The organism is Spirobacillus cienkowskii (assembly GCF_037081835.1).
Classification (GTDB): domain Bacteria; phylum Bdellovibrionota_B; class Oligoflexia; order Silvanigrellales; family Silvanigrellaceae; genus Silvanigrella; species Silvanigrella cienkowskii.
Genome location: NZ_CP146516.1, coordinates 2,576,656 through 2,602,917 on the forward strand (window position 1 = coordinate 2,576,656; position 26,262 = coordinate 2,602,917).

Consider the following 26,262-nt stretch of genomic DNA (forward strand, 5'->3'; position numbering starts at 1 on the left):
AAATAAAGAATAAAAATTATCTTTATAGGAACGCAAAATGAAACTTAGTTTTGGATTAAACACTAAATTATTTATTCTCATTGGTTTAATTAGCATTTCATTTTTAGTAAGTGGTATCTTTCTGTATGTCAAATACCAAGATATTCTTTATTTAAATAATAAACAAAATGAAATATTTTCTAACATTTGGGATTTTCAAGATTATCAAATCTATCTTGAAGATGCCAACTTAGCTGCTATGGATATTATTGTTGAAAGAGCAAATAACATTAATAATAATCGTGTTTCTCCAGAAAGAATAGAAAAAGTTAAAAAGTCAGAAGCTAGTTTTATAAAAGTATCAAACAAAGTAAGTAAAAAAATCACAGACCCCCAAATTATTGCTGATTCTAATATTGCTATTAGTGAAACAAAATCTCTTTTTTCTGGGGTATATTCGCTTATTAGTTTTATTGATTCTGGTTCCAAGACACTAAATTCACTTGAAAAATTTGATAAATCAATAGATAAAAGCAAAGAAAATGCTAGCAATTATCTTGATAAAATTAGATTTAAATATATTGATGAAAAAAATTTAACTGAAAAAATGCTATCTGAAAAAATGGGAAATCTTGCAAGCATTTTTTTATACTTATTTGCATTTATTTTTGGTTTTCTAATTTTTATAGTTCTTCCTTATATTTTATTGTTTATCACAAAAGATATAGAAATCATTAAAAATAAACTCAATAAATCAACTATAAATATTAAAAATAGTGTTTTTAGTTTAAATGAAATTTCTAAAAAAATGTCAGATTCTTCAAGCCAAACATCTTCGGCTATTCATACTTCTGTAAGTTCTATTTCAGAAATAACCTCTATGCTTGCGCAAACAACAAAAAATACGATAGATACATCCAATTCAGCAAAAGAAGTCTTGATTTATTCAAATGAAGGTTCTGAAATCATGCAGCAACTTTCAATATCAATGTCAAAAATTTCTAATGCAAACAACCATCTTCAAGATATAGTGAAAATAATTGATGACATTAATGGAAAAACAAATGTGATAAATGACATTGTTTTTAAAACACAACTCCTCGCAGTCAATGCTTCTATAGAAGCCGCACGTGCAGGCCAACATGGTAAAGGATTTTCTGTCGTAGCGAATGAAGTTTCAAATCTTGCAACTCTTAGCGGCAATGCAGCGGGAGAAATCAGAGAATTGCTCAAGACGTCGTCTGGTAGAGTTCTTGATATCATCAATAGCACTTCAGAAACTGTAAAAAGCGGAGAGTATGTCAGTCATCATGCTATTGAAAGTTTTTCCAAAATAGCATCTTCAATTTCTAGTATCTCCACTAAAATTTCTAATATTGAAACTGCTTCAAAAGAACAAGAAACAGGAATTCAGCAAGCATCTGTTGCATTGAATCAGATGAATACTGAGACAATTAATAACAAAGAATTAGCAATTGAAAATAACAACTTAAGTGAAGTACTTATGAATGAAGCTAAAATTTTAAGCAACATTAAAAAAGAATTAAATATTATTCTTAAAGGAAAAAACAATAAAAAAATTGACAAGAAAAAACATAAAGATAAAAATTATTATTTTGACATAGAAAATTTAGAAAATAGCTCATTTAAATCTAAAAAGTTGAAAAATCACTCGCATTCTAAAACAGAAGGTAACTCAAGTTATTTAAATAAAAAGAAACTTGCTTCTTTTATAGTCGATAAATTTAACAAAAAAAAGCAGCAAGAATCAAATGAGATAGAAAAGAATAACAATTTAGAAGAAATCAGTAAATCAGTCCAAATTGATAACAAAAAACTTTTTAAATAAAGTTTATAAAAACATTAAACAACAAATTGCAATGATAGTATAAGGCAATGCTCCTAAAAATAAATACAATGGACTGATGCCATCTTGACCCAAAGTTTTATTTAAAATTCCATAACCAATTGGGTTAGGTGCATTTGCAATAACCGTTAAGCCACCACCAGCAACCGCACCTGCAACCAACGAGTATTTCATAGCATTCGATAAATCAGGTACTAAAGTTCCTAAATACGTTAAAGCAGCATTATCAGTAATTGCAGTCAGCCCTGTAGCTCCCAAAAATAGCGTTGAAGGATTGAGATTATTGACAACAGGAATCAACCACCATTGCTGTAAACCTCCTAAAGTAACGATCCCTCCAAGAAAAAAACCTACAAGTAAACTTTCTCTCACTTTAAGTGGATTTTGATATTCTTTAGTAACTTCAAACCATCCTATAAATAATAAAAATAATGGAACCAAAAAAGATATATAACTATGATAAATAATGCACATAATTAAGAATAAAACATTCACAAATACAATCCAGTAAGGGGTTCTTTGTTTACCTTCTTTAAATTTATCCAATTTCGCAGTAGCTACAATATCTTGTCTAAAATAAAAAACTGTTAAAATTGTACTTAAAAATACTGCTACTGCGGATTTCCAACCAAAATTCTTAAACATAAATAAAAGATCCCACTCCCACACTCCTGCAACTATTAAGACGGGGGGCGCTGCAAAGTGTGTTAATGTTCCACCTATCGAAATATTTACAAACAAAAGACCAAGCATGGCATATTTAAATTTGGCATTATCTGTCTTAGTAAAAAAATGTTCATACAATAATATTGCACAAACAGTCATTGCAACGGGTTCAGTAATTAAAGAACCGGTTAAACAACCAAAAATATAAATACAACAAAATAATGCAATTCTTTGATTTAAAAATAAAATCTTAGCAAAAAATTTTGCTAAAGTATTTATTCCTCTTTCTGCTAAAAATAAAACTGGTTTTGTAGCAGACATACACATTATTATAAATACAAATACAGCCTCTTTAAAGTCTATTGCATTTAAATAGTTAATAGAAGTATTGATTCCTAATAAAATAGAAAGCAATGCTAAAAACACAAAAGCCCAAAACCCAAAAACAACTTCTACCTCACCTAAAAAGTGAAGTAATTTTTCTGAAACTGAACCTTTTTTGCATTTATGAGCTAAGGCAACAATCCGGCTGCAACAAAATGTGTGCAAAACAGCGCATACAAACAATGCAGTTGCTGAATAAGTGATTGTGGCGTTTTGGAGAAGGTCTTGGATAATAGAAATTTTTTCTGGACAATTTAATGACATCTTTTAAAACTTTCCTTGCGATTGCTAAAAAACTTTGCCATGTTAAGTTTCCCTATCTACACTTAAGGGTTTAATTTATGAAATATTCTCTCATTTTTTTCGACGCAGACGATACCTTGTTCGACTTTACCAAATCTCAAGAAATTGCTTTTAAAAACGCGGTTGCGCATTTTAAAATTAACTTCCATATTGATATTCTTTATTCAGATTATAAAAAGATCAATAAAGAACTCTGGAATAATTTAGAACAAGGTCATGTTAGCTTAGAAAGCTTAAGAGTACTAAGATTTAAAAAAATATTTGAAAAACACAGCATTCCTCAAGATCCTAGTAAATTCGATGAGTACTATATGCAAAAAATTTCACAAAGCACAACGTTATTACCCAATGCTTTAGAAATTTGTAAATTTCTAAAATCTGCCGGCATAAATATTGGCATTATAACTAACGGTTTTAGCGAAGTGCAAAAAAAACGAATTAGGGAATCAGAGATTTCAGAATTTATTGACTCAATTATAGTCTCAGAAGAAGTTGGCGTAAGAAAACCTCAACCACAAATTTTTGAAATTGCACTCAATCAATTTCAACATATCCCTAAAAATAAAGTTCTCATGGTGGGAGACAATCTCAATGCCGATATTCTAGGCGCTAATAGAGCAGGAATTGATTCTTGCTGGTTTCATAAACATGGGGGAGCACCCAAAATGGATATTCAACCCAAATATACAATAAATGAACTCATCCAACTTAAAAAATTAGTCTATTGATTTATTTTAAATACGACTCAAAGCTCCCATCTTGCATTTTGAGGCGCAAGAGTGAATTGAGTGTTCACAAAATTTTACGAAAGGCCAAAGAAACATTGGTTCCACCAAAACCAAACGAATTAGAAAGTACTGCTTTAATTTCCTTTTTTAAAGGAGTTGGAGTGTAATTCAAATCGCACCCTTCACCTGGATTCTCTAAATTTATTGTTGGTGGAATAGCGCCTGTTTTAATTGACATCACAGAAAATACCGCCTCAATGCCTCCTGCAGCACCTAACAAATGCCCTGTCATGCTTTTAGTAGAACTTACGTTTAATTTATAAGCATGCTCCTTAAAAACAGATTTAATCGCTTGCGTTTCACACAAATCATTCAGCTCAGTGGATGTGCCATGTGCATTGATATAATCAATATCTTCTAACTTAAGTCCAGAAGAGGCCAAAGCTTGTTGCATGGCACGCGCTCCTCCTTCGCCATGAGGAGCGGGTGATGTAAAATGGTAAGCATCTCCAGAAGCACCAAAGCCTGCAAATTCACAAATAATATTTGCACCTCGAGCAACCGCATACTCATAATCTTCTAAAATGAGAATTCCAGCTCCTTCACCCATAACAAAACCACTTCTATCTTTATCAAATGGGCGAGACGCTTTTTCTGGTGTGTCGGCAAAATCAGCACACAACGCTTTCATTTGTCCAAAACCAGCAAACGATACCAAGCTTAATGCTGACTCTGCGCCACCGCATATCATTGCCTTGGCGCGACCTGTTTGTATGTACATCATTCCATCAGCAATAGAATGCGCACCACTAGAACACGCTGTTGCAGCACAAATATTAGGTCCCTTTGCTCTAGTTTCTAACGACACAACACCTGCTGCCATATTTCCAATAAATCCTGGTATTGTAAAAGGAGAAACTCTTTTAATTCCTTTTGTTCTTGCAATAAAAGACTGATCCTCAAGATAACCAAGAGCACCAACACCAACGCCAATAGAAACACCAATTTCGTCTTGGTTGTGCTCATCAATTTTTAGCGCCGCGTTTTCGAGTGCCATTTTTGCAGCGGCAACTGCCAATTGCACAAATCTTTGATTTCTTTTTGCTTCTTTTTCATTCATGTAAAGAGTTGGGTCAAAGTTTTTAACTTCCCCAGCAATGGTGACACAGTTCTCAGGCGGCTCAAAGCGAGTTAATTTTCCAATACCGCTTCGACCAGCTATAGCATTTTCCCAGCATTCATCTAAATTATTGCCAATTGGACAAATGATCCCAAGACCTGTAACAACAACTCGTCTCATTTAAAATACCTCTCTCTCATTAAAACAAAAAAAGGTCTTCACAAATACTAGCTAGCTCTGCATTTGTAAACGTGCTATCTATCCAATCCGCCAGGTAATTCTTTACCTGGTTTGTTCTAACAAATGCAATCAACTTCTAAGTAATACACGTTGAGTAAGGAACGCAACCAAAATGAAAAATCTTAAACAAATCATAATGAGTAAAAAAGCGATACTTTGGGATTTTGATGGGTGCCTATGTGACTCAGAACACATCCACTTTTTAGCATATGAGAAAGCATTTTTAAAATATAATCATACTTTAAGCGAACACGAATATTTTGAAACGTTTACACATACTGGTGCAGGTGTCTCTAAAGAAATAGAAAAATACAAAATTTATTGTAATCCCGAAGATATTCGAGCAGATAAAGCAGTGCATTATTGGAATTTTATATCTAATAAACAAGCAAAAATATTTAATTCAATTCCAGAAATTCTTTCTATTATAAAAAATCACAAAATAATAAACTTAATTGCAAGTAATAGTCCTGCAAAAGAAATAAACTTAATTCTTTCTCAAAATAAACATGTTGAAGAAAATATTGATTCAATTGTTGGACTTGAGCCTGGCATGCAAAAAAAACCGGCGCCCGACCTCTACCTTAAAGCCCTCTCTCTGTTAAATTTATTACCATGTGATGTCATTGTTATTGAAGATTCAGAAAGAGGATTGCTTGCCGCACAGGCCGCAGAATGTGAAGCAATTTGGATTAAAACACCCTTTAATCTACGTTTTAAAACAACAGCTCCATATGTTGCAGAACTTAATCACCTTGAACTTTTAAACGTATTGAAATCATAATTATGTGGATGGATAACTGGGTATTAAATTTACCACAAAAACATTGGCCTATATATAAAAATGCATTTAATTTAGAGCAACCATTTTTGTTTCGCTTTTTTGAAACCAAACAAGACGTTGTTGTTTTATCAAGCTCAAATAAACCAGAAATAGAAGTTAATGTTCAAGAATGTACTAAAGAAAATATTCCAATTTTACGCCGCAAAGGTGGTGGCGGCACTGTTGTCCTTGGCGAAGGATGTCTTATTCTTACTTTTGCATTTTACGCAAAAGATGTTTTTGGAAATAACAAATACTTTCGTATGATAAACCAACTTTGGATTGATGCTCTTCATAATGCAGGATGTCATAATCTTGCACAAAATGGCATTAGTGATATCTGTTACTTAGATAAAAAAATTGCGGGAACAAGTATTTTTAGAAAAAAACATTTACTTGTTTATCAAGGCAGTTTACTTGTTAATCCAAAAATGCAACTCATCGAAAAACTTCTTGCACATCCCTCTCGTGAACCCGAATATCGAAATGGTCGTAGCCATGACAATTTTTTAACAACTATACAACAAATTGGCTGCCCTTTATCGACTGGAGAACTTGCGGTTCATTGTCAAAATTATTTTTCAGATCATGTTGTCGATTATTTTAAAACAGAAATTTTAACATAATAAATTTTATTAAGAATAAAAAAATGATAAACTTAACCGAAACATCTTTTACAAATCTAAACAATACAGAAATAAAAATAATTTCTTGCAACTACAATTTAGATCTCTATTCAGATTCACTTTTTACAGAATATAACGTCAATTTACCAAAATCTGTTTCTGAAAGTTGCGCTAAAAGAAAAGCCGAATATCTTGCTGGAAGAGTTTGTGCAAAACATGCATTAAATTATTTTTCATTTAAAAATTGGGAACTCAATTCTCATCCTCAATTTAGATATCCATTATGGCCAGACAATATTAATGGTTCTATCACTCATACTAAACAATATGCTGCAGCAGCAGTTACAAATAATAAAAACTTACTTATAGGTATTGATAGCGAAAAAATACTAAACCGAGATAACCTTACAAAACTTGGGAATATAATCATTAATTCAAATGAATTTAATAATATTTCAAAAAATAATAATTTTTCTGAAAACATAATATACACACTTTCTTTTTCTGCGAAAGAAAGTTTATTTAAATGTATTTTTAAATTAGTAAATAAATATTTAGATTTTCATGATTCTGAAATTTTAGAAGTTAACTCATGCAATCAATCTTTTAAAATTATTCTTAAAAATATTCCACATCTTAATAACGAATTTATTGGCTATTATAATTTACAAGAGGATAGAATCAATACAATTATAACGCATTTAAATAATTAAAACGTTTTTATAACTCTTGTAACTTTATTAAAAATCGATCTTTGTTTTCATAATCACACAGCGCAAACCATTCATTTTTAGTTAATTGCCATAATGGGTGATTGATATTAATAATTTTCAATTTTTGTTTTGTCACTTTATGAGGTTGTTTTTCAGCCAACTCCATTGCAAAAACACTATCTTTACTTAACAATTCATATTTTAAAATACTATTAAATATGCACTGGCCAAATTTTATACCCTCATTTTCAGAAACAAGAGCAATTTTGGGTTCATAATTTTTAACCGACAAATCTAAGCTTTGCCATTCGCTTTCGGTTACATAAGGCGGGTTTGCAACAACAATATCAGCAGCACCAAACTTTGTCTTTAGGTCAAAAAATAACTCTTCACACAACACATCAGCATTTATCCATTCAACATTTTTTACATCATTACGTTCTGCATTAATTTTAGCAACACTTAAAGCGTCTTGCGAAATATCAACTCCAATAACCTGCGCTGTAGGAAACTCTTTTGCTAAAGCTAAAGCCAAACATCCGGAACCAGTGCAAAAATCAAAAATAACTTTAGGGGTGTTTTGTTTATGCTTATAAACTTGTAAAACAAAATCAAGCAGAGTTTCTGTTTCTGGCCTAGGAATTAAAACCCGTTTATCTACGTAAAGCTTTAAATCATGCCAATATTTTTCTGCTAATAAATAAGCAACCGGCTCACCAGATAGCCGTTTTTTAACAAGTTCTCGGAAAATAGCTCGCTCAACTTCAGTTAACGGCTTTTCAATATCTGTATACAGCTGAATTTTAGTTAAATTTAATGCATGACTTAGCAATAACTGAGTGTCTAAAAGAGGTGTTTCTATACCACTTTCTTTAAACCTTTTTGTGGTCCAGTTTAACACATTACGAATATTCCAAACAGGCTCTATTTTTTTGTGTTCTGAGGTTGCAGGCATTATTATTAACCATTACCCTGAGCTTGTAACTTTAGTGCTTCAGCTTGATAATACTGGCGCAACATTGTTAGCATTTCTTGAATCTCGCCTTCCATAAAAGCATCTATAGAATGAATTGTATGATTGATTCTGTGATCTGTCACACGGGATTGCGGAAAATTGTAGGTACGAATTCGCTCACTGCGATCCCCTCTACCAACTTGTGCTTTTCGCTCTTCAGAAAACGCTTTTTCTTTTTCTATTTCTGCAATTTCAAGAAGCTTTGCCTGTAAAATTTTCATTGCTTTTGAGCGGTTTTTAATTTGCGAACGCTCATCTTGACAAGCAACAACAATACCGCTTGGAATATGGGTAATACGTACAGCAGAATCTGTTCTATTCACGTGCTGACCACCAGCACCGCCGGCTCGATAGGTATCTATGCGCAAATCATTTTCGTTAATTGATACATCCACATCATCAGCCTCAGGCAATATAGCAACTGTAATAGTCGATGTATGCACACGCCCTTGTGCCTCGGTTTGTGGAACTCTTTGCACGCGATGAACTCCACTTTCATACTTGAGGTCGCTGTAAACCCCTTCTCCTTCAATAAGCGCTATCACTTCTTTAGTGCCGCCTAACTCATTTTCATTTAAAGACATAATTTCTATTTTCCAGCGCCTGCGTTCAGCATATCGCATATACGCACGAAATAACTGCCCAGCAAAAAGGCTTGCCTCGTCTCCGCCAGCACCGGCACGAATCTCAAGAAAAACATTTTTACTGTCATTTGGATCTTTAGGGAGTAAATGAATAGCAAGCTCTTTTTCAAGTACCTCATGCTGGGTTCTTAAACTTTTAAGCTCTTCAAAGGCCATTTCCTTAAGTTCTCCAGAACTTTCTGCAAGCAGCTCTTCTGTAGACTTTGTATCCTCTTCTAGCTTTTTAAACTCACGATAAAGACGCACAGTTTCTTCTAAGTCAGCCCTCTCTTTACTGAACTTCCGAAAATCAGCATTGTTAGCAATCACTTCGGGTTGCGAAAGAAGGTTTTCTAGTTCAAGAAATCGGCGCTCTATTTTAGCAAGCTGTAACATCATAAATTCATCCCATTTTCAAAAAAGGGTGCAGTAATCAAAATGTAAGGCGTTTGTATTTGTTTAACACGCAAAAAGGGAGCATCCAATACTGGATGTGCTCCCCCATTTATAAAGTAAAATTAAGGATTTACTTACTTGTTTGCGCTGCCTTTGCCGCATACTTGCGATTAAAGCGTTCAATACGACCAGCTGTATCGAGAACTTTATGTTTACCAGTCCAGAATGGATGGCATACATTGCAAGTTTCTATTTTTAGTATATTTTTTGTACTACGTGTTTCAAAAGTACTACCACAAGCGCAATGGACTTCGCATGGGCCAAATTTTGGATGAATGCTTTCTCTCATAAAAACCTCAAAAATAATAATAGCTTACGCTTGTTCGCCTCGCTTGAAAGCCGTCAACCACTTATGCGGTTGTAGCTCAGGATGGCATTTAGTAGCAAATGCCGCGCTAAGAGTCAACTTTAAACTCAGTATTGTATCTCAAAATATATATTAAAACTGTCCAACAGCCCTATGTGCCATATCAATCGCTGTATGAGTATAAGGCGACCAAGAAGAATCAGAATTTGCAATCACAATATTTCCATGCTTATGTTGTGATTGTTCAATCATTTTTTCGGTAACGCCATAGTTATCAAATAATGAGTTATATTCGTACGAATAACCATGCGACCAACGATTAACTGTAATTGCTAAAATATCTTTATCGTGCCGAAAACCAGCTGGTCCAAACATTCTTTGTAATTGACTTCTAATTTCTTTTTCAAATTCGGCAAATGGCCTTGTCAAAAGCTTATATCTTGCAACCCTAAATGCGGATCGGACATCCAACTTGCTATTCACGTCAATTGGAATGGAAGTCATATGCAGACACATTGGCTCATCAACATTTTTAGGATGCTTATATTCACCAATATTTACAGGATAATCAAGCTTAACACGCACATATGGCATTTTAGGGCAATACACTTCATGCACTCCTAATTTAACAAAAGATCGCCAATTACGAATGACAACTTTACTATAAACCATACAGGATTTTACGTTTGAGGATAAAGCTTTCTTTTGATTTAGCTCAAGATCTTTAACAATATAAGGAATCATCATATTATAGCCTGCCATTATGGCATGCCGACAATTTACTCGTTGGATTTTTCCATTTCTATTTACATATCCAATATCTACCGCCCCATGCCCCAAATTTTTAGCGACAACCACCGTGGTATTTAACCGTAAACGCACCAAATTTTGCGGCAAATCCAATTTAGAATAATCAAATTTCGCTAAAACAATATCATGCATAGAATTGCCGGTTGCTACATTTGGAATCATTTTTCTTACTAAAAGCCTGACCAAACTCGCATTACCATCTGGAAAATGATAAATGTAAGGATCATTCAGCTCAGCCAACTCTTCTGCATCTAAAGGTGGTAAATTTAATTTATCAAAGCCAGGAAGGCCTAATGAACGAGCATCAAACGCCGGTAAAAGATCAATCGCAAAAGCACAAAAATCTTTACATTTACCCAAAAAATACTCAACAGCAAGCTTACTTAAATTCACATTTTTTAATAAAAAATCTTGATAACTTATTTTTGATAAGTATTCTTCTGTTTCTTTATCATTTTTTCCTGGTAAATAATTAACAGGATTTTTATGCAATTCAATGAGAGATTTTTTATCTGATTTTGGCAATGGAAATTCATTAAAAAAATCTTCAATTTTTTTACCATTCAATTCTTTAGGATCAATATCATCTGCAACTGTTCTAAAGGGATCGCCTGAAACTATTTTATCTTGTCCAAAAGTTTCTTTATCAAAAAAAACACCACGACTTAACTTCATTTTAGGGTAAAACTTTTGGTTAAAACACTTTCCTAATTCATCTATATCAACCGCAATATCTTTAAGTAAACTAAGGGCATTTTGACTATATATATGCTTAGGAGATTGCAAAGACTCAGTACCACCATAAGTCAATATAAATTTACCATTAACTTTAAATTCATTTCTCTTTGCATGACCACCAAAATCGTCATGATTATCTATAATTAATATTTTAGAATTTTCACCATATTTATTTTGATAAAATCGAGCTGCAGATAATCCACTTATTCCTGCACCAACAATAACGCAATCGTAATTTTCTTTTATTGGTAAATTATCAATTTGAAAATCTTTCCCTTCACGTCCTAGCAAATGGGCATTTTCAAAAGATCCAGGATGATTTCCCCTTAATCCTGTTAAACTAGGTGGATAATAATTAGATCCAGACTTTGCATTTAAAATATCAATTGGACTTAATCCAGCAACTACTGCAATAGAAGTACCATTAATAAAATCACGCCTTGTAATACTCATAAGGATTCCGTTCCTTTCCAAAAATATTATTCTAAGTATTAATAATATTTATGATAAAAACAAGAACGCAATATCAATTCTTTAGGGTTAAGTCGTTTTTAAGATATATTAGATTACCAAAAATTAAATTAATTTTTTCTTAGGCATAATTTTAAACTGCATTATTTCTGTTTGAAATTCTATTTCTGCTAAAAATAAGCCTTCAGCATCCTTTATTTTCAAAAATATCTTTCTTCTCTCAAGAGAAATTTCATAAAAATCAAAACTACTTAAAATCTGATTTTTACTCACATACATTACATTTCCAGAATTAAAAAATTTTTGAAATTCGCTATCAACGACAATAACTGGTATATGAGGTAACATCTCTTCAACTGATATAATTTTTGATTTAATATAATTAGGATTTAAAATTTTCTCATCAGTAAACAACAAGGCATCATTCACACTCCAAGGCTCTACAAATTCTCTACGTAGTTGTGAACAATGTCCAACTGTATCAATAGCAAGCGCAATATCTCGAGCAAGTGAACGAACATATGTCCCCTTGCCGCATAACACACGAAAAGTCATACTCTGCGTTTCTAAGTCAGAGCTCAGAATTTCAAGCTTTTCAATAAAAACATTTCTTTTTTTAGTTTCTATGTCCTCTGGTAGCTTACCTAATGAACGCATATATTCATATAAAGGTTTGCCATTCATCTTTAGAGCGCTATATACAGGAGGAACCTGTTCAATAACTCCTAAAAAACTAGAAATAATTTCTTCAGCTTTTGTTACAAAATCTGCAGGAACATTTTTAGTTTTTAGCACTCTGCCTGAATTATCTAAAGTGTCTGTTTCAGAACCAAAAGTAACAGTAAATAAGTACTGTTTTTTGCCATCCATAATTTCATCAGATAACTTAGTTGCTCCACCAATTAAAACAGGCAATAATCCTGTAGCAAATGGATCAAGAGTGCCTAAATGACCTATTTTATCAATTTTTAATGTCTTGCGAAGTACAGAAACAACTTTATGACTTGTAACATTTGGACTTTTATCAACTAAAAAAAGCCCACACAGATTTTCTAAATTTTGCATCCTTGGGGCCTTTTACCAAAATATATATATTTGTCTCATAACTTTATTTGTGCTGCTGCTTATTTTTATGTTCTTCTAATTTTTCGGTTTCTGTTTCAACCTGATTGCTTCGATTGGCTTCATCAACTCGTATCTCATCACTGACTTTAGAAATTAAAGCACCAATACGTACAGCATGCTCAACACTATCATCATAATAAAATGCCAATGCTGGAATATAGCGAACAAGCAACACCTTACCAAGCTCACGTCGAATAAAACCAGCCGCATTTTTGAGAGCTTTTTCAGCTTCCTTACGTTGCGGCGCATCACCAAAAACTGAAAAATAGATTTTTGCAACTTGTAAGTCTGGTGACATTTTTACAGAGTTCAATGTCACTTGACGAACACGTGGATCTGCAATTTCACCACGTACAAGCATTAGCGCAATATGCTCACGAATTTGTTCTGCAAGCTGAAGCATGCGTTTTGTAGCCATAGTTGTTTCCTTAATTCAATGTTGCTGCAATTTCTTCAACAACAAAAGCCTCAAGGATATCTCCAACCTTAATGTCGTTATAGTTTTCAACGCCAATACCGCACTCAAAACCTTGCGTTACTTCTTTTGCATCATCTTTAAAGCGTTTAAGCGAACCAATACGCCCCGTGTAAATGACGACTCCATCGCGCACAATACGAACATGAGAGTTTCTTACAACCTTGCCATCAGAAATCATGCTTCCAGCAATAACTCCCACTTTAGGTACAGAAAATGTATTTCTAACCTCAGCATGACCAATAATTTTATCTTGCTTAATTGGAGCTAAAGTACCAACCATTGCAGCTTGTACAGATTCAATAAGCTCATAAATTATACTAAAACATTGAATTTTAATTCCACTTTGCTCTGCAACTTGTGCTGCAACCCGGTCTGGGCGAACATTAAATCCAACAATCAATGCATTCGATGCTTTAGCCAAAATCACATCTGTTTCGGTAATACCACCCACAGCTGCATGTAAAATTTTATTTTTAACCTTTGGAGTATCAAGCTTTTGAATAGAAGTACGTATTGCTTCAGAAGAGCCATGAGTATCAGCCTTAATAATAATAGCAACTTCTTTTGCCTTATCTTCGGCACCAGCCATCAAAGCAAACAAATCGTCCATCGAAGTTGAACGGTGAGACGCTAAATCTTTTTGACGCTGCTTTTCAATACGGTAAGCAACGGCTTCTTTTGCAATTGCGTCATTCACAACGCAATTAAATTGATCTCCTGCAGCAGGAACATCGTCTAAGCCAATAATTTCAACAGGCGTTGAGGGCTCTGCTGTGATAATTTTATTTCCGTTAGCATCATTCATTGCACGAACACGACCCATACAGGTTCCAACAACAATAAAGTCTTGTTGTTTTAATGTTCCTTTGGTTACAATAAGCGTTGCAACAGGACCTCTAGCTTTATCAAGTTTTGCTTCAATAACAATGCCTTCGGCAAGAGTGTCTTTAGTAGCCTTCAAGTCTAAAACTTCGGCTTGCAATAAAATTGCTTCAATAAGTTCGTTTAAACCTTGGTGTGTTTTCGCAGAAACTTGTGCAAACATAGAATCTCCACCCCATTCTTCCGGCAAAACTCCTTGCTCAGAAAGCTCACGGTTAATTCTATCTAGATTTGCTCCTGGCTTATCTATCTTATTAATTGCAACAATAATTGGAACTCCAGCTGCTTTTGCGTGAGAAATTGCTTCACTCGTTTGAGGCATCACACCATCATCAGCAGCAACAACCAACACAACAATGTCTGTCACTTGAGCGCCTCGAGCACGCATGGCTGTAAATGCTTCGTGACCAGGAGTGTCTAAAAATGTTAATTTTTGTCCTTTGTAGTCAATTTGGTACGCACCAATATGCTGAGTAATACCACCAGCTTCCTTGGCTGCTACATTAGCAGAACGAATCGCATCGAGTAATGATGTTTTTCCATGATCAACGTGACCCATAATTGTAACTATAGGCGGACGAGGAACAGTATTTTCATTATCGAGTTTGTTAGTCTTACGAGATAAGATATCTCCAATTGACACGCTGGTACTTTGCGTTTCAAACCCAAATTCTTGTGCAACAAACGTAGCTGTATCAAAATCTAACTGCTGATTAATTGTTGCAGACATACCTAACTTCATTAATACTTTTATTACTGCACTTGCTTTTTGACTTAATTCACCAGCAAGATCGTTAACGGTAATATGCTCATCAATACGTACAATTTTTTTAGACGCTTTTGTTGGATTTGCGATTTCTTGTTTTTTAACTTCTTTTTTCTTAAATGCCTGAGACGTTTTTTTGCGATTAGGGATCATTGTACGAACAGCAACAACCTGCTCGTCACCCTCACCATAAATATCAACATCTTCTTCGTTTTCTTCTAAACGTCTTGCGCTTTTAGCACGGTTACGACGAGCGTCTTCTTCGTCTATAATTCTACGCTTTTCACGATCTTTATCTTTGTCACGATCTTTCAAGCGAGATGGAACATCTTTAACTGGAGCTGCAGGAACATCCGCTCCCATGACAAAAGGACGACTTGTTGTCGCACCTGAAGCACCACCTGCACGTGCAGAATAAGGCGCTCTTTCTGTACCATTTGTTGCACCAGTTTGACCACCAGGACGAGCAAAACCACCCGTACGAAACGATGCCTGACCTTGACCCGAAGAGCTATCACGCCCTCCACCAAAGCCACGAGGAGATGAACCTACGGCACCAGAACGATTTTGCGTATCTCTTCCTGTTGCGCCTGGTTGCGCATAGCGAGAATCACGCATTCCTCCATTTTGTCCGCCCTGCGAAGGCTTCCCTCCAAAAGAATCTCGTTTTGAATAGCCTCCATCATCCTTACGGTACGTATTTTGAGTACTGAAACTTGCTGTCGTATAGCTTTGAGGTCTAGCAGTGTTTTGTGCTGCTGAAACATTATCTGCTTTTCTCACAATAATTGCACCGCCTTCAGTCTTAGGAGAAGACCCTGGACGCGAAGTTTGTTGAGAAGCGCCTGACGCTGAAGCTGCACGAACAATTTGTGCAGAGTTTGGACTAGAAGAACTTGGAACATTGGTGGTGGTTTGCACGGTATTATTCTCGTTACTCTCTTGAGAGAGCATCGCTGTCGCACTGACTTCGGAAGGCTTTTGAGCGGTTGCACTGACGGTTCTACCAACTTCTTGCACCGAATGCTCGTCTTGAGTCTGATTAGACGCAACTTTTGTCTCTCTAATATCTTGGGTTATTGATTGGTCTCCTGCGTGAACAGAAGCTTTAAAAATTTGTTTGTTATTGACTGAACTTTCAGTAAGTTTTATATTGGAATTTACTCCATCTTTTACATTATCCACAGCATCTAAGCCTTCTTCATTTATAGCTTGATGTGTGTCTGTAGTGTCTTTAAATTGAGCAACAGTTTCTGTTGAAGATGTTTTTTTCACAACGGATACTATTTTCTTTTGAACATCAACATCTTGCGGCTGACTTGTTGTTTTTACATTACTATCAGCAACATCAGACGAAGCTTCTACTTTTCGACGGATAATTAGCTTACTGGCTGCGGCTTTTTGTGCTGCTTCTTTTTCTGGATTTTTTCCAGAACGATGAAATGCCCGCAATTTAGCTGCTTCTGTTTCTGATATTGCGTTAAAATGATTTTTGACTTGAATACCGAGTTCTTGGAGCTTAATAATGGCAGCCTTGGTCTCAATTCCCAACTCTTTAGCCAGATCAAGTACTCTAATGCGACTCATCAAATAAAGCTCCCAATTATAATCATGCCAATTGTCTATGACATAGTAACAAAATTAATTAATCAATTATCTCTAATTATTAGAAATAATTGCAGACAAAACTTTTACAACAGCGTCTTTACGACTCACTAATACAGCTTTGACAGCTTTTTCACTACCAAAAAACATTTTTCCAAAAGTTTTTGAGTCTACATTCACTCTCAACCCAAGAATTCTTCCACTATACTTTACAAGCACTGATTCACATTGCTTATAAAAACGCTCGCTCCCGTCGTTAGAAAAAATAAGAATTCTAGATATGCGGTTGGGAACCTTTAAGCCCTGCTTTGAGCGTAAAGCCACAAGCCCTGCTTCTTCAGTTTGTAAAAATGTTTCAATACTTTCCAAACCACCCCGGAGAGTACCGCAGCGACGCGCAAAGGCAAGTGCTTGAATCAACTTCTCACTCAATTCAACATATGGAACTTTTACAATACCACTTGTAGAAAAAATCTGAAAAGATTTTTGCAAAGTAAGAAACAACAGTTGGTTTTCAGTTTCAGTTTCCAATAATCTTGGCAGTTTCAGCATGTAATTTTCCAGAAAGTTTTACAGGTAACCCTGTTTTATAAGCAATTTCGTCCACATTAGAGCTTGCAACAGAATTAAAATCCGTAAACCCTGCGGTATGAATAACAGCGGCAATTTGCTCTGCCACACCTCTTAACTGCATCCAATAGCGTAAACGATCTACTGGCACAGATTTTACGTCAACTTTTTCAGGATCAAGAAGTGGTTGCGGACGAGTTTTTGCAACAATATCATCAATTGCCGCCTCAGCCTCTTCTGACTCTGTGACATCTTCATCAAGAATTGGTTCACCCAAGTGAAATTCATCCAAATCCTCTTCTGAATTTTCTTCCAAATTGCTAGAAGCTTGCGATGCGGCCAAATCTGTTGCACCCTGAATAACTTGCTCTGCTTCTTCTTGTGTTAAACGCAACAGCTTCATCAAACTACGAGGATCCATACGCGAGATATCTGCAGGATCTTTATAGCCTTCGTTAACTAAAATTTCTGCGCGCATTTCGCCCAATGCAGGAATTTGTGCAATCACATTTTTGTATTCCTGAACCAATTCACGCATTTTGGACTCAGAACGGATATCCACTTTCCAACCCGTTAACTGAGCTGCGAGGCGCACATTTTGTCCTCTTTTACCAATTGCTAAAGAGAGATGTTCATCAGGCACAACGACTTCCATAATATGCAAGCGTTCGTTTACAATCACCTTAGAAGGCTCAGATGGAGCCAATGCGTTGCACACAAATCGAGCAGGATCTCTATCATACGGTATAATATCTATTTTTTCGCCTCTTAATTCTTGTACAATTGCTTGGACGCGAGCACCTTTAATACCCACACAAGCCCCTACAGGGTCAATAGAGGGTTCAGTACTATAGACAGCGATTTTTGAACGACTACCAGGATCACGTGCTGCACTTTGAATAACAACAATTCCTTCAGAAATTTCTGTCACTTCTTGCTCAAATAAACGAATAAGAAGCTCTGGATGCGCACGACTTAACATAACCTGCGGACCACGGGTTGATTTTTTTACATCAACCACAAACGCAATCACTTTGTCGCGGATTTTGTATTTTTCACCAGGAATCTGCTCACGCACAGGCAATACGCCCTCTGTAGGACCCAAATCTACAATAATATCAGCCTTATCAAAGCGACGCACCTGCCCAACAACAATTTGATGCTTTTTATCACGAAATTCGCGAACAACTTTTTCTTTTTCAGCTTCCATCACTTTTTGTACGATAGATTGCTTTGCTGCTTGCGCTGCAATACGCCCAAGTTGTTCTGTAGGCAGCTGTTCACCAATTTCATCGCCTACTTGCAAGGATTCATCCATAGCAAGAGCTTCAGAAGCTGGAATTTGCTTACTTGTATTATTGAGATCGTTATCTGCGACAACGGTTCTATAGCGAATTAGCTCAATTTCCTCTGTTTCCTCATTGAAACGTGTTTCAAACACACAATCACCAAAATGCTTGCGTGCCGCAGTTAGAACGGCTTCCCTTAATGCGCCAACTAATAATTGACAATCAATATTTTTTTCTTTACCAACTGTTTCGATTACACGCTTCAAATCTATTTGCATTCAATGCACCTCAGAAAACAAGTCAAAAATTTCATGAGTCTTGGATTAAAGACCCGTCCTATTTTAATTTTTTAAACGCCCCTCTACGAGCCTTTTGTCTTGCCGCATCTTTTGCCATTTTTAAAGACTTCGACAGCGGATGATAAGGAAGAGCAAATGCAGCTTTAATATTATCAAGTAATATTTCAAACCGCTGAGCGCCCTCAGCAAGCACTATGACTTTAAGCCCTTTATTATCACAAATTTCATTTAAAACCATAGTATATTTACATCTGCCTTCAATTTTTTCCCAAGTTTCGACTCTTACAACGTCTCCAACGGTTGCCTCAAAATCTTCGACATCATGAAGGGTAGGCTCTGAACCCGGCGTTCCTACGCGAACATTGACCTCATCTGCAAAAGAGTCAAGAACATTCGTTGAAAGTAGGTACTCGTGGTACTCCATGCACTCATCAAAACTAAGAGAAGTTTCAGCATGACGCGGCACAATATCTGCTTTTACATCCGCAAAAGAGTAGCCTTTATCTACGATGATATCAACAACAGGTTGCCCTTCCTCTATTAGAAAAAGCCAGTTGCGCACTCGCATACTCATAACACCAGGATTTTTTACATCCTTTTCTTTTAAATTGACGAGTACTTCGCGTAAGTCAAATAAAACCTTGTCGTGAAGCGGCTTTGTTAGATTTTTTGGTTCATTGATCATTTGATTATCATCCATTAGATACAAAGTATCTCCAACTTACTGATGGGCGTATGATATTGCCTCAGCTCAAAGGGTGTCGCCCTTTAGAAGATTAAACAATAAGCAACCTGGGTATAACGTAATGCGTCTAAAATCAAATCAAATTTTTTTTCACATGTTCAATTAGTTAAAGCCAGCAAAAAAACTTTCCAAGACACTGTAAAACCAAATTTTTTGACGCTCACAAATTATAAAAGGAGCTTTTGTGAAAAACACTAAGGATTCTAATTATAAAAAAATTCTTGGATTCTGGGGAGAACAGCAAGTGGACTGCTGGATGCAAAGCCAAAATTGGTCTGTCCACGAAAAAAATCTGCGCATTCATGGCGGAGAAATTGATCGTATTTACATTCATAAATCAAATAATAAGAATTACAAAATGTGTATTGCAGAAATAAAAACCAATTGTATTTATAGCTGTTCATCCATAAACGAAATTTTTACTGAAGTTGGAATAAAAAAATACATCAAACAAAGACAAATAAAAAATTTATACAAAATATCGGAAAACTACCATTCAAAAGGCATAACAGAAATTTATTTAAGGTTATTTATTGTATTAAAAAGGAAAAATTATATTAAAATTGATAAAAACATAAGCTCAATGAGTGCAATTAAAGTTTGCTATGAACACGATAACTACTATATTCTTTCCATAACCCCAGAATTCACAAACATCAATGCAAGAAAAAGTTTGTTAGAAATTAGGTTGTGAGGAAAATTATTCATACCTAATATTACTATATACCCAATCAACCGTTTGCCTAATATTATTATTTAAAATCTGTTCATTACTTCCTACGCATACTGCGTATCCCATATTGTCTCCACTATACTCACGGCCATTAAATTTTTGCCCAGCTTTTGCAGTTAAGCGATAATCTGCAACAAATTCAAATTTACAATTTTGTGCACCACTTAAAAATGTTCCACAAATTGGATTAATTAAAAAAAATCCTGCAAAATTTTTTGGCTCTTTTAAACATGCCAATTCGCTTTTTATGTTTTTAATTTCGCATGCATCATTTTTTGCTGCAGCAAGATGCAAGTTAAATAAAAGTTTGTTTAAATCACACCCAAAGGCTGCTTTAAACATTAAATTTATTTTTCCTCCTCCAGTTCTTGCTGCAACTTCGCAAAGTTTAATATCATGACTACTGGTCACAAAAACTTCTATATGAAATGTCGAGTGCTTATAAAAAGGAAAATTTTTAATAATTTTTTTTGCAAAATTTAATAAAGGTTCTGTTAAAGGATTATTGTTATCGAGCATTGCGCTTCCAACAGAAAGCTGATTTTGAATACTCGTTAAATCTAAATTTTTTGATAAATACTTTGAAGGCCAAGCAACCATAAGCTCAGAGTCAACTATTAAACCATCAATATGATACATTTCTGCATCAATATATTCTTCAACCATAGAATCAGAATAATATTCAGAAAAAGGAATTCTTGCCGCAAAATTTTGACTTAAACACGCTTTTAAATCTTCTTCGTTGCTAATTTTTTTTGTAAATACAGAGCCTGATGCGCTTCTTGGTTTCACAAAAATTGGTGCATTTATTTCTTGATAAAAATTAATTAAGTCTAAAGGAGTATTTAATGCGCTAAATTTGGGAGTTGCAATATTACAATTAACTGCATGCTCTTTCATTTTTACTTTGTCACGAAAATAAATTTCAAATTTTTCTTCGGCACCAAAAATATTAAGTTTTTTACGCAAACGACTTGCCCTTAAAATATCATCCTCACCAAAAGACATAATACAATCTACTTTAAAATCATTATGAATTTGTAATATTTCGTATTCTATTAAACCATTATTAATATAATTATCAAAATGCATCACTTTTTTAAAATTTTGCGAATAATTATAAAATTCGGTTTCGCTACATGTTATAGAGTGTTTATCAAGAAATAAAAAAATATTATGCTCTTTATTTGAAAGCCAATTATTAAAATCAAAGTCAAAAGGGTTATGTAATGTTAAAACTACAATATTCATTTTATATTTCCTTAAATTTTGGAATATTTTTTGCTTTTTTAATAATATTATCCTTAATAAACATAGTTATTATTAAAGATAAAGTAATAAACATAGAAAACACTAAGAAAATTTGTGATGGTAGCAAATAAAAACAAAAAATTCCTATTAATATAGGAGAAATTGCCTCAATCATCATCCGCCCAACGACCAATCGACTAGTCCAAATAGTGACTTCTTGAGAATTTTGATTAAGCTCAAAAAAAATACTTCTTTTTTGAATTCTCAATAAATTCATTGATAATCCCCATAATAAAGAAATCAAAATTAAAACAAAAACATTAGACAAATAACAAATAGCTAAACCACAAACTGTAAACAGCATTGTAAAAAAATATTGAGAATTATTTTTTACCAAAATAAAACCAGTTAGGAGTATTGCTAAAAAAGCGCCTATTGCAGCAGCAGAATCTGCAATACCAAATACTGTAGCGCTCCAATTTTTTTCTGATTGCACTAATATTGGTAGCAAAAAATTAAAGCTCGTTGTCGCAAAAGCAAGAATTGAGATGTCAATATAAGAAAACCATAGTTTTTTATTATTATTGTTTAAATTTTCTTTATTATAATCTAAACAATAATTTTTTTCAGATTCATTCTTTTGATATTTAATATTTTCTAAATATTTTAAACACAAAATAAATAATACAAAATAACCTAATAAAGCAACTACGCTCACACCTTTTAATTTATAGTAATCAATAATAACACCTGCGCAAAATCCACCCAAACAACTGCCCACAGTTAAAGAGACTTGCAAAATTCGCGATGCATTGATTTCAGTAATTTCTTTATCGATAACTTTAAATGAAATAAGCATTTCGACAACTTGGTTAGTTAAATAAAACAATAAAGAATATAAACATATTAACACATATATATAAACTGTATTATTTGAAATATAATCAAAAAACAAGGCAAAGGAAAAAACCGCTCCAAAACATGAAAGCAACAACATAATTGTTTTTATATTATTTGCAAAATAATCTCTAACTTCTTTAATAATAAATTGCAATATATAAGGTATAATAGAAGAAATACCTATACACAAACCTATACTTAATTTACTTTCACCAAAGCAAATTAACGTCCAAAAAACCCCGATAAAAGAAAGTGATTCTACAAAAATTGCTAGTAACAAAATAAATGAGACAGAAAAATAGTTTTTCAATTATAAGCTTTCTTATAAGCAGAAATTATTTTTTAAACAAAAATTAGCTAACTTCTTGTGCGATATTCTTTTTAAAACGGATCGATATCAAATAAAATAACAAACTAATACCGACACCACAAAAAATTACTACAGAAACCGTAAATGCTTGTTGGTTATAGAATAAACTTGATAATCCTGTAAATAAAAATACCAATAAAGAACGCACACTCATATTAAACGAAGAAGTTGTGCCTCTTAAATTTGGAAATATAGAAAGTGATTCTGAAAAAATTACTGGATAACAAATTGCAAAACCTACACAAAATAAACTAATAAAAGCCGTCATGAAATAAGCGGAAAATGCTGAATGATTACTTATTCCCATAAATATAATCGAACCTAAAACGCAAAGAAAAACACCAAGTCTTACTATTTGAATAGGACCCAAAATTTGAATTAATTTATTTGTAAATAAACTTGTTACAGCAAACGACGCAACCACAATTGCTTGGTGCGTTACATACTCCATTGTACTTAAAGAAAAAGTTCCCATATATAAAAATGAACTTGATGCAACAAATACCATGTAAGAAGCACACAGTAAACTTGGAATTAAAGACGCACAAATAAACTTAAGATTTAAAAATAGTTGCTTATAATCAGCTAAAATTTTTGTAACACTAATTTTACTATCAAGTTCTTTTTTTGTTTCTGGCATAAATAAACAGATCAATGCTAAATTTACAAAACACAAAATACCAACAAACGAATAATTACCCCGCCAAGCAAATGCGTCATTAATGAACCCACCTAAAATTGGTGCCAAAGCCATTGACGACGACATGCCTGCATTCATTAGGGCTATCAATTTCATTGCTTTATCAAATGGATAAACTTCTGCTATCATTGCAAACACCAAAACTATTGATGCACTGGCACCAATACCTTGAATAAAACGAGCGGCAAGTAAAAACTCTATGGAAGGTGTGATAATGCAACCCAATGCTCCTATCAGCATCAGAGCATTTCCCAAAATCATAATTTTACGTCTGCCATAACAATCAGAAAGAGGACCATAAATGAGCGCGCCAATACAAAATCCTAAAAAATTATAGGCAATCGTTAATTGCACCACGCCTTCAGAAACAGAAAAATGCTTTGAAATTTGCGGAAAACTTGCAAGCGAAACATCTGTCTCAATTCCTGTTGTGATAAGCGCAAAGAAAAACAACAAAGGAAGAAATTTTTGATACCGCATAATATCACCTTTCAAAAAATTATTTTGCAATTTTTTAAAATATAAAAAATTATGATTATAAAATTTCTTATATCAAATTTAATCCAAATATAAATAAATAATTTATTTTGTAAAGAGTTTTAAAATAAATTATTGGTAATCTATAATGATTTCGTATAGAGATTATTTTAATAAAACTTTAAAAATCCATAATAACTATTTTTTCAAGAATTATAACAAATGAAATTATATAATTAAATTGAGGGAAATAATTTTCAATAATTATTTCCCTCAATTTGCTATCAGTATTTTAATTTTAATAAAAAAAATTAATTATTTATTTAAAACAAATATTAATTAATGCTCAACACCTTCAAGGTAACGCTCTGCTTGAAGTGCCGCTTGGCATCCTCTGCCAGCTGCTGTAATTGCTTGACGGTATAATTTATCTTCAACATCTCCGGCAGCAAAAATTCCTTGAATATTTGTGTAGGTACCATTTTTGGTTAAAATATAACCTTTTTCATCCATTTCAACCAACCCTTTTACAAAATCTGTATTGGGATGATGTCCTATTGCCATAAACAGTCCATCAACTTTAATATTATCTTTCTTACCATCTTTATCTTGCACCACTATTCCAGTTAAACCCTGAGAATCAGAAAGAGTGTCAATCACGCTTGTATTATAAATCACTTTAATTTTAGGATTTGCAATCACACGATCTTGCATCGCTTTGCTTGCACGAAATTTATCGCTTCTATGAATTAAAATCACTTCATTGGCTAATTTAGAAAGATACATAGACTCTTCCATTGCACTATCACCGCCACCAACGACAGCAACTTTTTTATTACGATAAAAAAATCCATCACACACAGCACATGTTGATAAGCCATAGCCCATTAACTTTTCTTTATTTGGTAATGGCAATGTGATTGCCGAAGCACCAGTAGCAACAATAACCACTTTTGCTTCTATTTCTGGTTCATATTCTCTTTTAACAATAAACGAATTTCGATTTGTTTTTTCTATTTTTGTAACAGTTCCTGTTTCTACTCTTGCACCAACCTTAATTGCTTGCTTGCGCATTTCTTCCATCAATTTATTTCCATCAATACCATCCTCATGACCGGGCCAGTTTTCAATAATACTTGTTGTTGTGAGCTGACCACCCGGTTGCATTCCGCTAATTACCACAGGAGAAAGCGCTGCACGCGCACAATAAATTGCAGATGTTAAACCAGAAGGACCAGAACCAATAATCACTACTTTTTCCATTTTTTTACTTCTCCAAAAAAATAACATAGACAATTAGTTGTTTTTAATAAACTGCTCTGCAGCTTGAGCGATTGTCTCTTTTTTTATTTCACATGCATTTTCAATAAATTTTGACACACCACCCTTTTCTTTCATTTCTAACATAAATTTTTTCATTCTTCCAAATTGCTCTTTTTCTAGAGCACTGGTTTTCTGAAAATCACATTCTATCGCATTAATGACTTCATCACTAGGTAATTTTTTTTGTTCTGCCATCATCATCGAAATCATTGCGGTAAAAGCTCCAGTTCTATCGCGACCAACATCACAATGATATAAAAAAGAATTTTTTTGTATTAAATCATGCAAAGTTTCTGTAAAAAAAACACACATTGTTTCCTTAAATAAAGGGTCTTTCCATTTTTCAACTTTTTCGATATCTGAAATTTCAAATGTTGTATTTGGGTAATATCCATATAACTTTGTCCCATCCGATCTTTCACAAAAATAAGAGTGCGGATTCCAAGGGCTAAAATTTAAAGAATAAATTTTTTGAGGATTATTAATTTTATCGCAACTCCATCCAGAAAAATATTTATTTGATCTGTAAATCAAGCCTGTTTGAAAGAGATCTTTTCCCATACATTGATTTAAACTTTGCGCAACGTCCCTAAAATTTAAACGGTAATCAAAAAAACCTTGCCATAAAAGTGGTTCATACTTATTTCTATCTTTGAAATAAAAATAACGTATTACTAAATAACAGACTACAAATATAAAAATTACAGTTACAAATTTTAAAATTTTTCTTTTTTTATTTAGCATGTGTTAATCTCACATAAATGTTATATATTTATAATTTAATATTTATTTTTAAATAAAAATAAATATTAAAAAAAACATTCTCTTATGAATATTACTGATTATTTACTAGAAAAACAAGAAGGATTGAAATATCTGG

Annotated in this window: 23 protein-coding genes; 6 read left to right on the top strand and 17 right to left on the bottom strand. The window is 33.7% G+C overall.

Annotated features, from left to right (window positions below; all coding sequences use genetic code 11):
• Positions 1 to 37: 37 nt before the first annotated feature.
• Positions 38 to 1,828, top strand: a complete 1,791-nt coding sequence (locus tag Spiro2_RS11595) for a methyl-accepting chemotaxis protein (protein ID WP_338635993.1) — start codon at positions 38 to 40, stop codon at positions 1,826 to 1,828.
• A gap of 3 nt (positions 1,829 to 1,831) precedes the next feature.
• Here the strand turns inward: Spiro2_RS11595 and Spiro2_RS11600 are convergent, their stop codons facing one another.
• Positions 1,832 to 3,160, bottom strand: coding sequence for a putative Na+/H+ antiporter (locus tag Spiro2_RS11600; protein WP_338635994.1), 1,329 nt, complete (start codon positions 3,158 to 3,160; stop codon positions 1,832 to 1,834).
• Positions 3,161 to 3,237: 77 nt separating this feature from the next.
• Here Spiro2_RS11600 and Spiro2_RS11605 point away from each other — a divergent pair, with 77 nt between their 5' ends.
• Positions 3,238 to 3,927 (top strand): YjjG family noncanonical pyrimidine nucleotidase, encoded by a 690-nt coding sequence (locus Spiro2_RS11605; RefSeq protein ID WP_338635996.1) that lies wholly within the window; start codon positions 3,238 to 3,240, stop codon positions 3,925 to 3,927.
• 64 nt (positions 3,928 to 3,991) lie between these two features.
• Here the strand turns inward: Spiro2_RS11605 and fabF are convergent, their stop codons facing one another.
• Positions 3,992 to 5,227: a beta-ketoacyl-ACP synthase II gene (fabF, locus tag Spiro2_RS11610; protein WP_338635997.1), complete on the bottom strand. Its 1,236-nt coding sequence runs from the start codon at positions 5,225 to 5,227 to the stop codon at positions 3,992 to 3,994.
• Positions 5,228 to 5,399: 172 nt separating this feature from the next.
• Here fabF and Spiro2_RS11615 point away from each other — a divergent pair, with 172 nt between their 5' ends.
• From Spiro2_RS11615 to Spiro2_RS11625, 3 genes are read left to right on the top strand one after another with little or no spacing between them, the layout of a single operon-like run.
• Positions 5,400 to 6,071, top strand: a complete 672-nt coding sequence (locus tag Spiro2_RS11615) for an HAD family hydrolase (RefSeq protein ID WP_338635998.1) — start codon at positions 5,400 to 5,402, stop codon at positions 6,069 to 6,071.
• Positions 6,072 to 6,073: 2 nt separating this feature from the next.
• Entirely contained in the window at positions 6,074 to 6,736 is a 663-nt protein-coding gene (locus Spiro2_RS11620) for a lipoate--protein ligase family protein (RefSeq protein WP_338635999.1), read from the top strand.
• A gap of 23 nt (positions 6,737 to 6,759) precedes the next feature.
• Positions 6,760 to 7,449, top strand: coding sequence for a 4'-phosphopantetheinyl transferase family protein (locus Spiro2_RS11625; protein ID WP_338636000.1), 690 nt, complete (start codon positions 6,760 to 6,762; stop codon positions 7,447 to 7,449).
• A 7-nt stretch (positions 7,450 to 7,456) separates the two neighbouring features.
• Here Spiro2_RS11625 and prmC read toward each other — a convergent pair whose 3' ends face one another.
• The 10 genes from prmC to Spiro2_RS11675 all read right to left on the bottom strand — a co-directional run bounded on the left by prmC (position 7,457) and on the right by Spiro2_RS11675 (position 19,583).
• Positions 7,457 to 8,404, bottom strand: a complete 948-nt coding sequence (prmC, locus tag Spiro2_RS11630; RefSeq protein WP_338636001.1) for a peptide chain release factor N(5)-glutamine methyltransferase — start codon at positions 8,402 to 8,404, stop codon at positions 7,457 to 7,459.
• A 5-nt stretch (positions 8,405 to 8,409) separates the two neighbouring features.
• Positions 8,410 to 9,486, bottom strand: a complete 1,077-nt coding sequence (gene prfA, locus Spiro2_RS11635) for a peptide chain release factor 1 (protein ID WP_338636002.1) — start codon at positions 9,484 to 9,486, stop codon at positions 8,410 to 8,412.
• A gap of 127 nt (positions 9,487 to 9,613) precedes the next feature.
• Positions 9,614 to 9,832, bottom strand: a complete 219-nt coding sequence (rpmE, locus tag Spiro2_RS11640; RefSeq protein ID WP_338636003.1) for a 50S ribosomal protein L31 — start codon at positions 9,830 to 9,832, stop codon at positions 9,614 to 9,616.
• Positions 9,833 to 9,982: 150 nt separating this feature from the next.
• Entirely contained in the window at positions 9,983 to 11,851 is a 1,869-nt protein-coding gene (locus Spiro2_RS11645) for an FAD/NAD(P)-binding protein (RefSeq protein WP_338636004.1), read from the bottom strand.
• 123 nt (positions 11,852 to 11,974) lie between these two features.
• The gene (gene truB / locus Spiro2_RS11650; RefSeq protein ID WP_338636005.1) at positions 11,975 to 12,934 is read right to left on the bottom strand and encodes a tRNA pseudouridine(55) synthase TruB; all 960 of its coding nucleotides are present in this window, start codon (positions 12,932 to 12,934) and stop codon (positions 11,975 to 11,977) included.
• Positions 12,935 to 12,977: 43 nt separating this feature from the next.
• A complete protein-coding gene (gene rbfA / locus Spiro2_RS11655; RefSeq protein ID WP_338636006.1) occupies positions 12,978 to 13,412 on the bottom strand; it encodes a 30S ribosome-binding factor RbfA in 435 nt (144 codons plus the stop codon).
• 10 nt (positions 13,413 to 13,422) lie between these two features.
• On the bottom strand, positions 13,423 to 16,707 hold the full coding sequence (gene infB / locus Spiro2_RS11660; RefSeq protein ID WP_338636007.1) for a translation initiation factor IF-2: 3,285 nt from the start codon (positions 16,705 to 16,707) through the stop codon (positions 13,423 to 13,425).
• 72 nt (positions 16,708 to 16,779) lie between these two features.
• Positions 16,780 to 17,277 carry a hypothetical protein gene (locus tag Spiro2_RS11665; RefSeq protein ID WP_338636008.1) on the bottom strand — a complete coding sequence of 166 codons (498 nt, stop codon included), beginning with the start codon at positions 17,275 to 17,277 and terminating at the stop codon, positions 16,780 to 16,782.
• On the bottom strand, positions 17,246 to 18,862 hold the full coding sequence (gene nusA, locus Spiro2_RS11670; protein ID WP_338636009.1) for a transcription termination factor NusA: 1,617 nt from the start codon (positions 18,860 to 18,862) through the stop codon (positions 17,246 to 17,248). Before nusA ends, Spiro2_RS11665 begins: the two co-directional genes overlap by 32 nt.
• Before the next feature lie 58 nt (positions 18,863 to 18,920).
• Positions 18,921 to 19,583 (bottom strand): hypothetical protein, encoded by a 663-nt coding sequence (locus tag Spiro2_RS11675; protein ID WP_338636010.1) that lies wholly within the window; start codon positions 19,581 to 19,583, stop codon positions 18,921 to 18,923.
• 229 nt (positions 19,584 to 19,812) lie between these two features.
• Here Spiro2_RS11675 and Spiro2_RS11680 point away from each other — a divergent pair, with 229 nt between their 5' ends.
• On the top strand, positions 19,813 to 20,322 hold the full coding sequence (locus Spiro2_RS11680; protein ID WP_338636011.1) for a YraN family protein: 510 nt from the start codon (positions 19,813 to 19,815) through the stop codon (positions 20,320 to 20,322).
• 6 nt (positions 20,323 to 20,328) lie between these two features.
• On the opposite strand, the gene Spiro2_RS11685 is transcribed toward Spiro2_RS11680, so the two are convergent.
• The 5 genes from Spiro2_RS11685 to Spiro2_RS11705 form a co-directional block, all read right to left on the bottom strand.
• Complete coding sequence (locus Spiro2_RS11685) at positions 20,329 to 21,612, bottom strand: ATP-grasp domain-containing protein (RefSeq protein ID WP_338636012.1); 1,284 nt, start codon at positions 21,610 to 21,612, stop codon at positions 20,329 to 20,331.
• Between the two features lies 1 nt (position 21,613).
• On the bottom strand, positions 21,614 to 22,822 hold the full coding sequence (locus Spiro2_RS11690) for a hypothetical protein (RefSeq protein WP_338636013.1): 1,209 nt from the start codon (positions 22,820 to 22,822) through the stop codon (positions 21,614 to 21,616).
• Positions 22,823 to 22,865: 43 nt separating this feature from the next.
• Positions 22,866 to 24,062 (bottom strand): multidrug effflux MFS transporter, encoded by a 1,197-nt coding sequence (locus tag Spiro2_RS11695; protein ID WP_338636014.1) that lies wholly within the window; start codon positions 24,060 to 24,062, stop codon positions 22,866 to 22,868.
• Between the two features lie 336 nt (positions 24,063 to 24,398).
• Complete coding sequence (gene trxB / locus Spiro2_RS11700; RefSeq protein WP_338636015.1) at positions 24,399 to 25,322, bottom strand: thioredoxin-disulfide reductase; 924 nt, start codon at positions 25,320 to 25,322, stop codon at positions 24,399 to 24,401.
• 33 nt (positions 25,323 to 25,355) lie between these two features.
• The gene (locus tag Spiro2_RS11705; protein ID WP_338636016.1) at positions 25,356 to 26,126 is read right to left on the bottom strand and encodes a tyrosine-protein phosphatase; all 771 of its coding nucleotides are present in this window, start codon (positions 26,124 to 26,126) and stop codon (positions 25,356 to 25,358) included.
• Between the last annotated feature and the right edge of the window lie 136 nt (positions 26,127 to 26,262).

Excerpts from the sequence above, each read along its gene's own strand:
- Spiro2_RS11665 (WP_338636008.1), bottom strand. The coding sequence starts at position 17,277 with ATGCTGAAACTGCCAAGATTATTGGAAACTGAAACTGAAAACCAACTG.
- nusA (WP_338636009.1), bottom strand. The coding sequence starts at position 18,862 with ATGCAAATAGATTTGAAGCGTGTAATCGAAACAGTTGGTAAAGAAAAA.
- Spiro2_RS11705 (WP_338636016.1), bottom strand. The coding sequence starts at position 26,126 with ATGCTAAATAAAAAAAGAAAAATTTTAAAATTTGTAACTGTAATTTTT.
- rbfA (WP_338636006.1), bottom strand. The coding sequence starts at position 13,412 with ATGGCTACAAAACGCATGCTTCAGCTTGCAGAACAAATTCGTGAGCAT.
- prfA (WP_338636002.1), bottom strand. The coding sequence starts at position 9,486 with ATGATGTTACAGCTTGCTAAAATAGAGCGCCGATTTCTTGAACTAGAA.
- Spiro2_RS11695 (WP_338636014.1), bottom strand. The coding sequence starts at position 24,062 with ATGCGGTATCAAAAATTTCTTCCTTTGTTGTTTTTCTTTGCGCTTATC.
- fabF (WP_338635997.1), bottom strand. The coding sequence starts at position 5,227 with ATGAGACGAGTTGTTGTTACAGGTCTTGGGATCATTTGTCCAATTGGC.
- prmC (WP_338636001.1), bottom strand. The coding sequence starts at position 8,404 with ATGCCTGCAACCTCAGAACACAAAAAAATAGAGCCTGTTTGGAATATT.
- Spiro2_RS11685 (WP_338636012.1), bottom strand. The coding sequence starts at position 21,612 with ATGAATATTGTAGTTTTAACATTACATAACCCTTTTGACTTTGATTTT.
- truB (WP_338636005.1), bottom strand. The coding sequence starts at position 12,934 with ATGCAAAATTTAGAAAATCTGTGTGGGCTTTTTTTAGTTGATAAAAGT.
- infB (WP_338636007.1), bottom strand. The coding sequence starts at position 16,707 with ATGAGTCGCATTAGAGTACTTGATCTGGCTAAAGAGTTGGGAATTGAG.
- Spiro2_RS11615 (WP_338635998.1), top strand. The coding sequence starts at position 5,400 with ATGAAAAATCTTAAACAAATCATAATGAGTAAAAAAGCGATACTTTGG.
- Spiro2_RS11625 (WP_338636000.1), top strand. The coding sequence starts at position 6,760 with ATGATAAACTTAACCGAAACATCTTTTACAAATCTAAACAATACAGAA.
- Spiro2_RS11595 (WP_338635993.1), top strand. The coding sequence starts at position 38 with ATGAAACTTAGTTTTGGATTAAACACTAAATTATTTATTCTCATTGGT.
- rpmE (WP_338636003.1), bottom strand. The coding sequence starts at position 9,832 with ATGAGAGAAAGCATTCATCCAAAATTTGGCCCATGCGAAGTCCATTGC.
- Spiro2_RS11675 (WP_338636010.1), bottom strand. The coding sequence starts at position 19,583 with ATGGATGATAATCAAATGATCAATGAACCAAAAAATCTAACAAAGCCG.
- Spiro2_RS11605 (WP_338635996.1), top strand. The coding sequence starts at position 3,238 with ATGAAATATTCTCTCATTTTTTTCGACGCAGACGATACCTTGTTCGAC.
- Spiro2_RS11600 (WP_338635994.1), bottom strand. The coding sequence starts at position 3,160 with ATGTCATTAAATTGTCCAGAAAAAATTTCTATTATCCAAGACCTTCTC.
- Spiro2_RS11645 (WP_338636004.1), bottom strand. The coding sequence starts at position 11,851 with ATGAGTATTACAAGGCGTGATTTTATTAATGGTACTTCTATTGCAGTA.
- Spiro2_RS11620 (WP_338635999.1), top strand. The coding sequence starts at position 6,074 with ATGTGGATGGATAACTGGGTATTAAATTTACCACAAAAACATTGGCCT.
- trxB (WP_338636015.1), bottom strand. The coding sequence starts at position 25,322 with ATGGAAAAAGTAGTGATTATTGGTTCTGGTCCTTCTGGTTTAACATCT.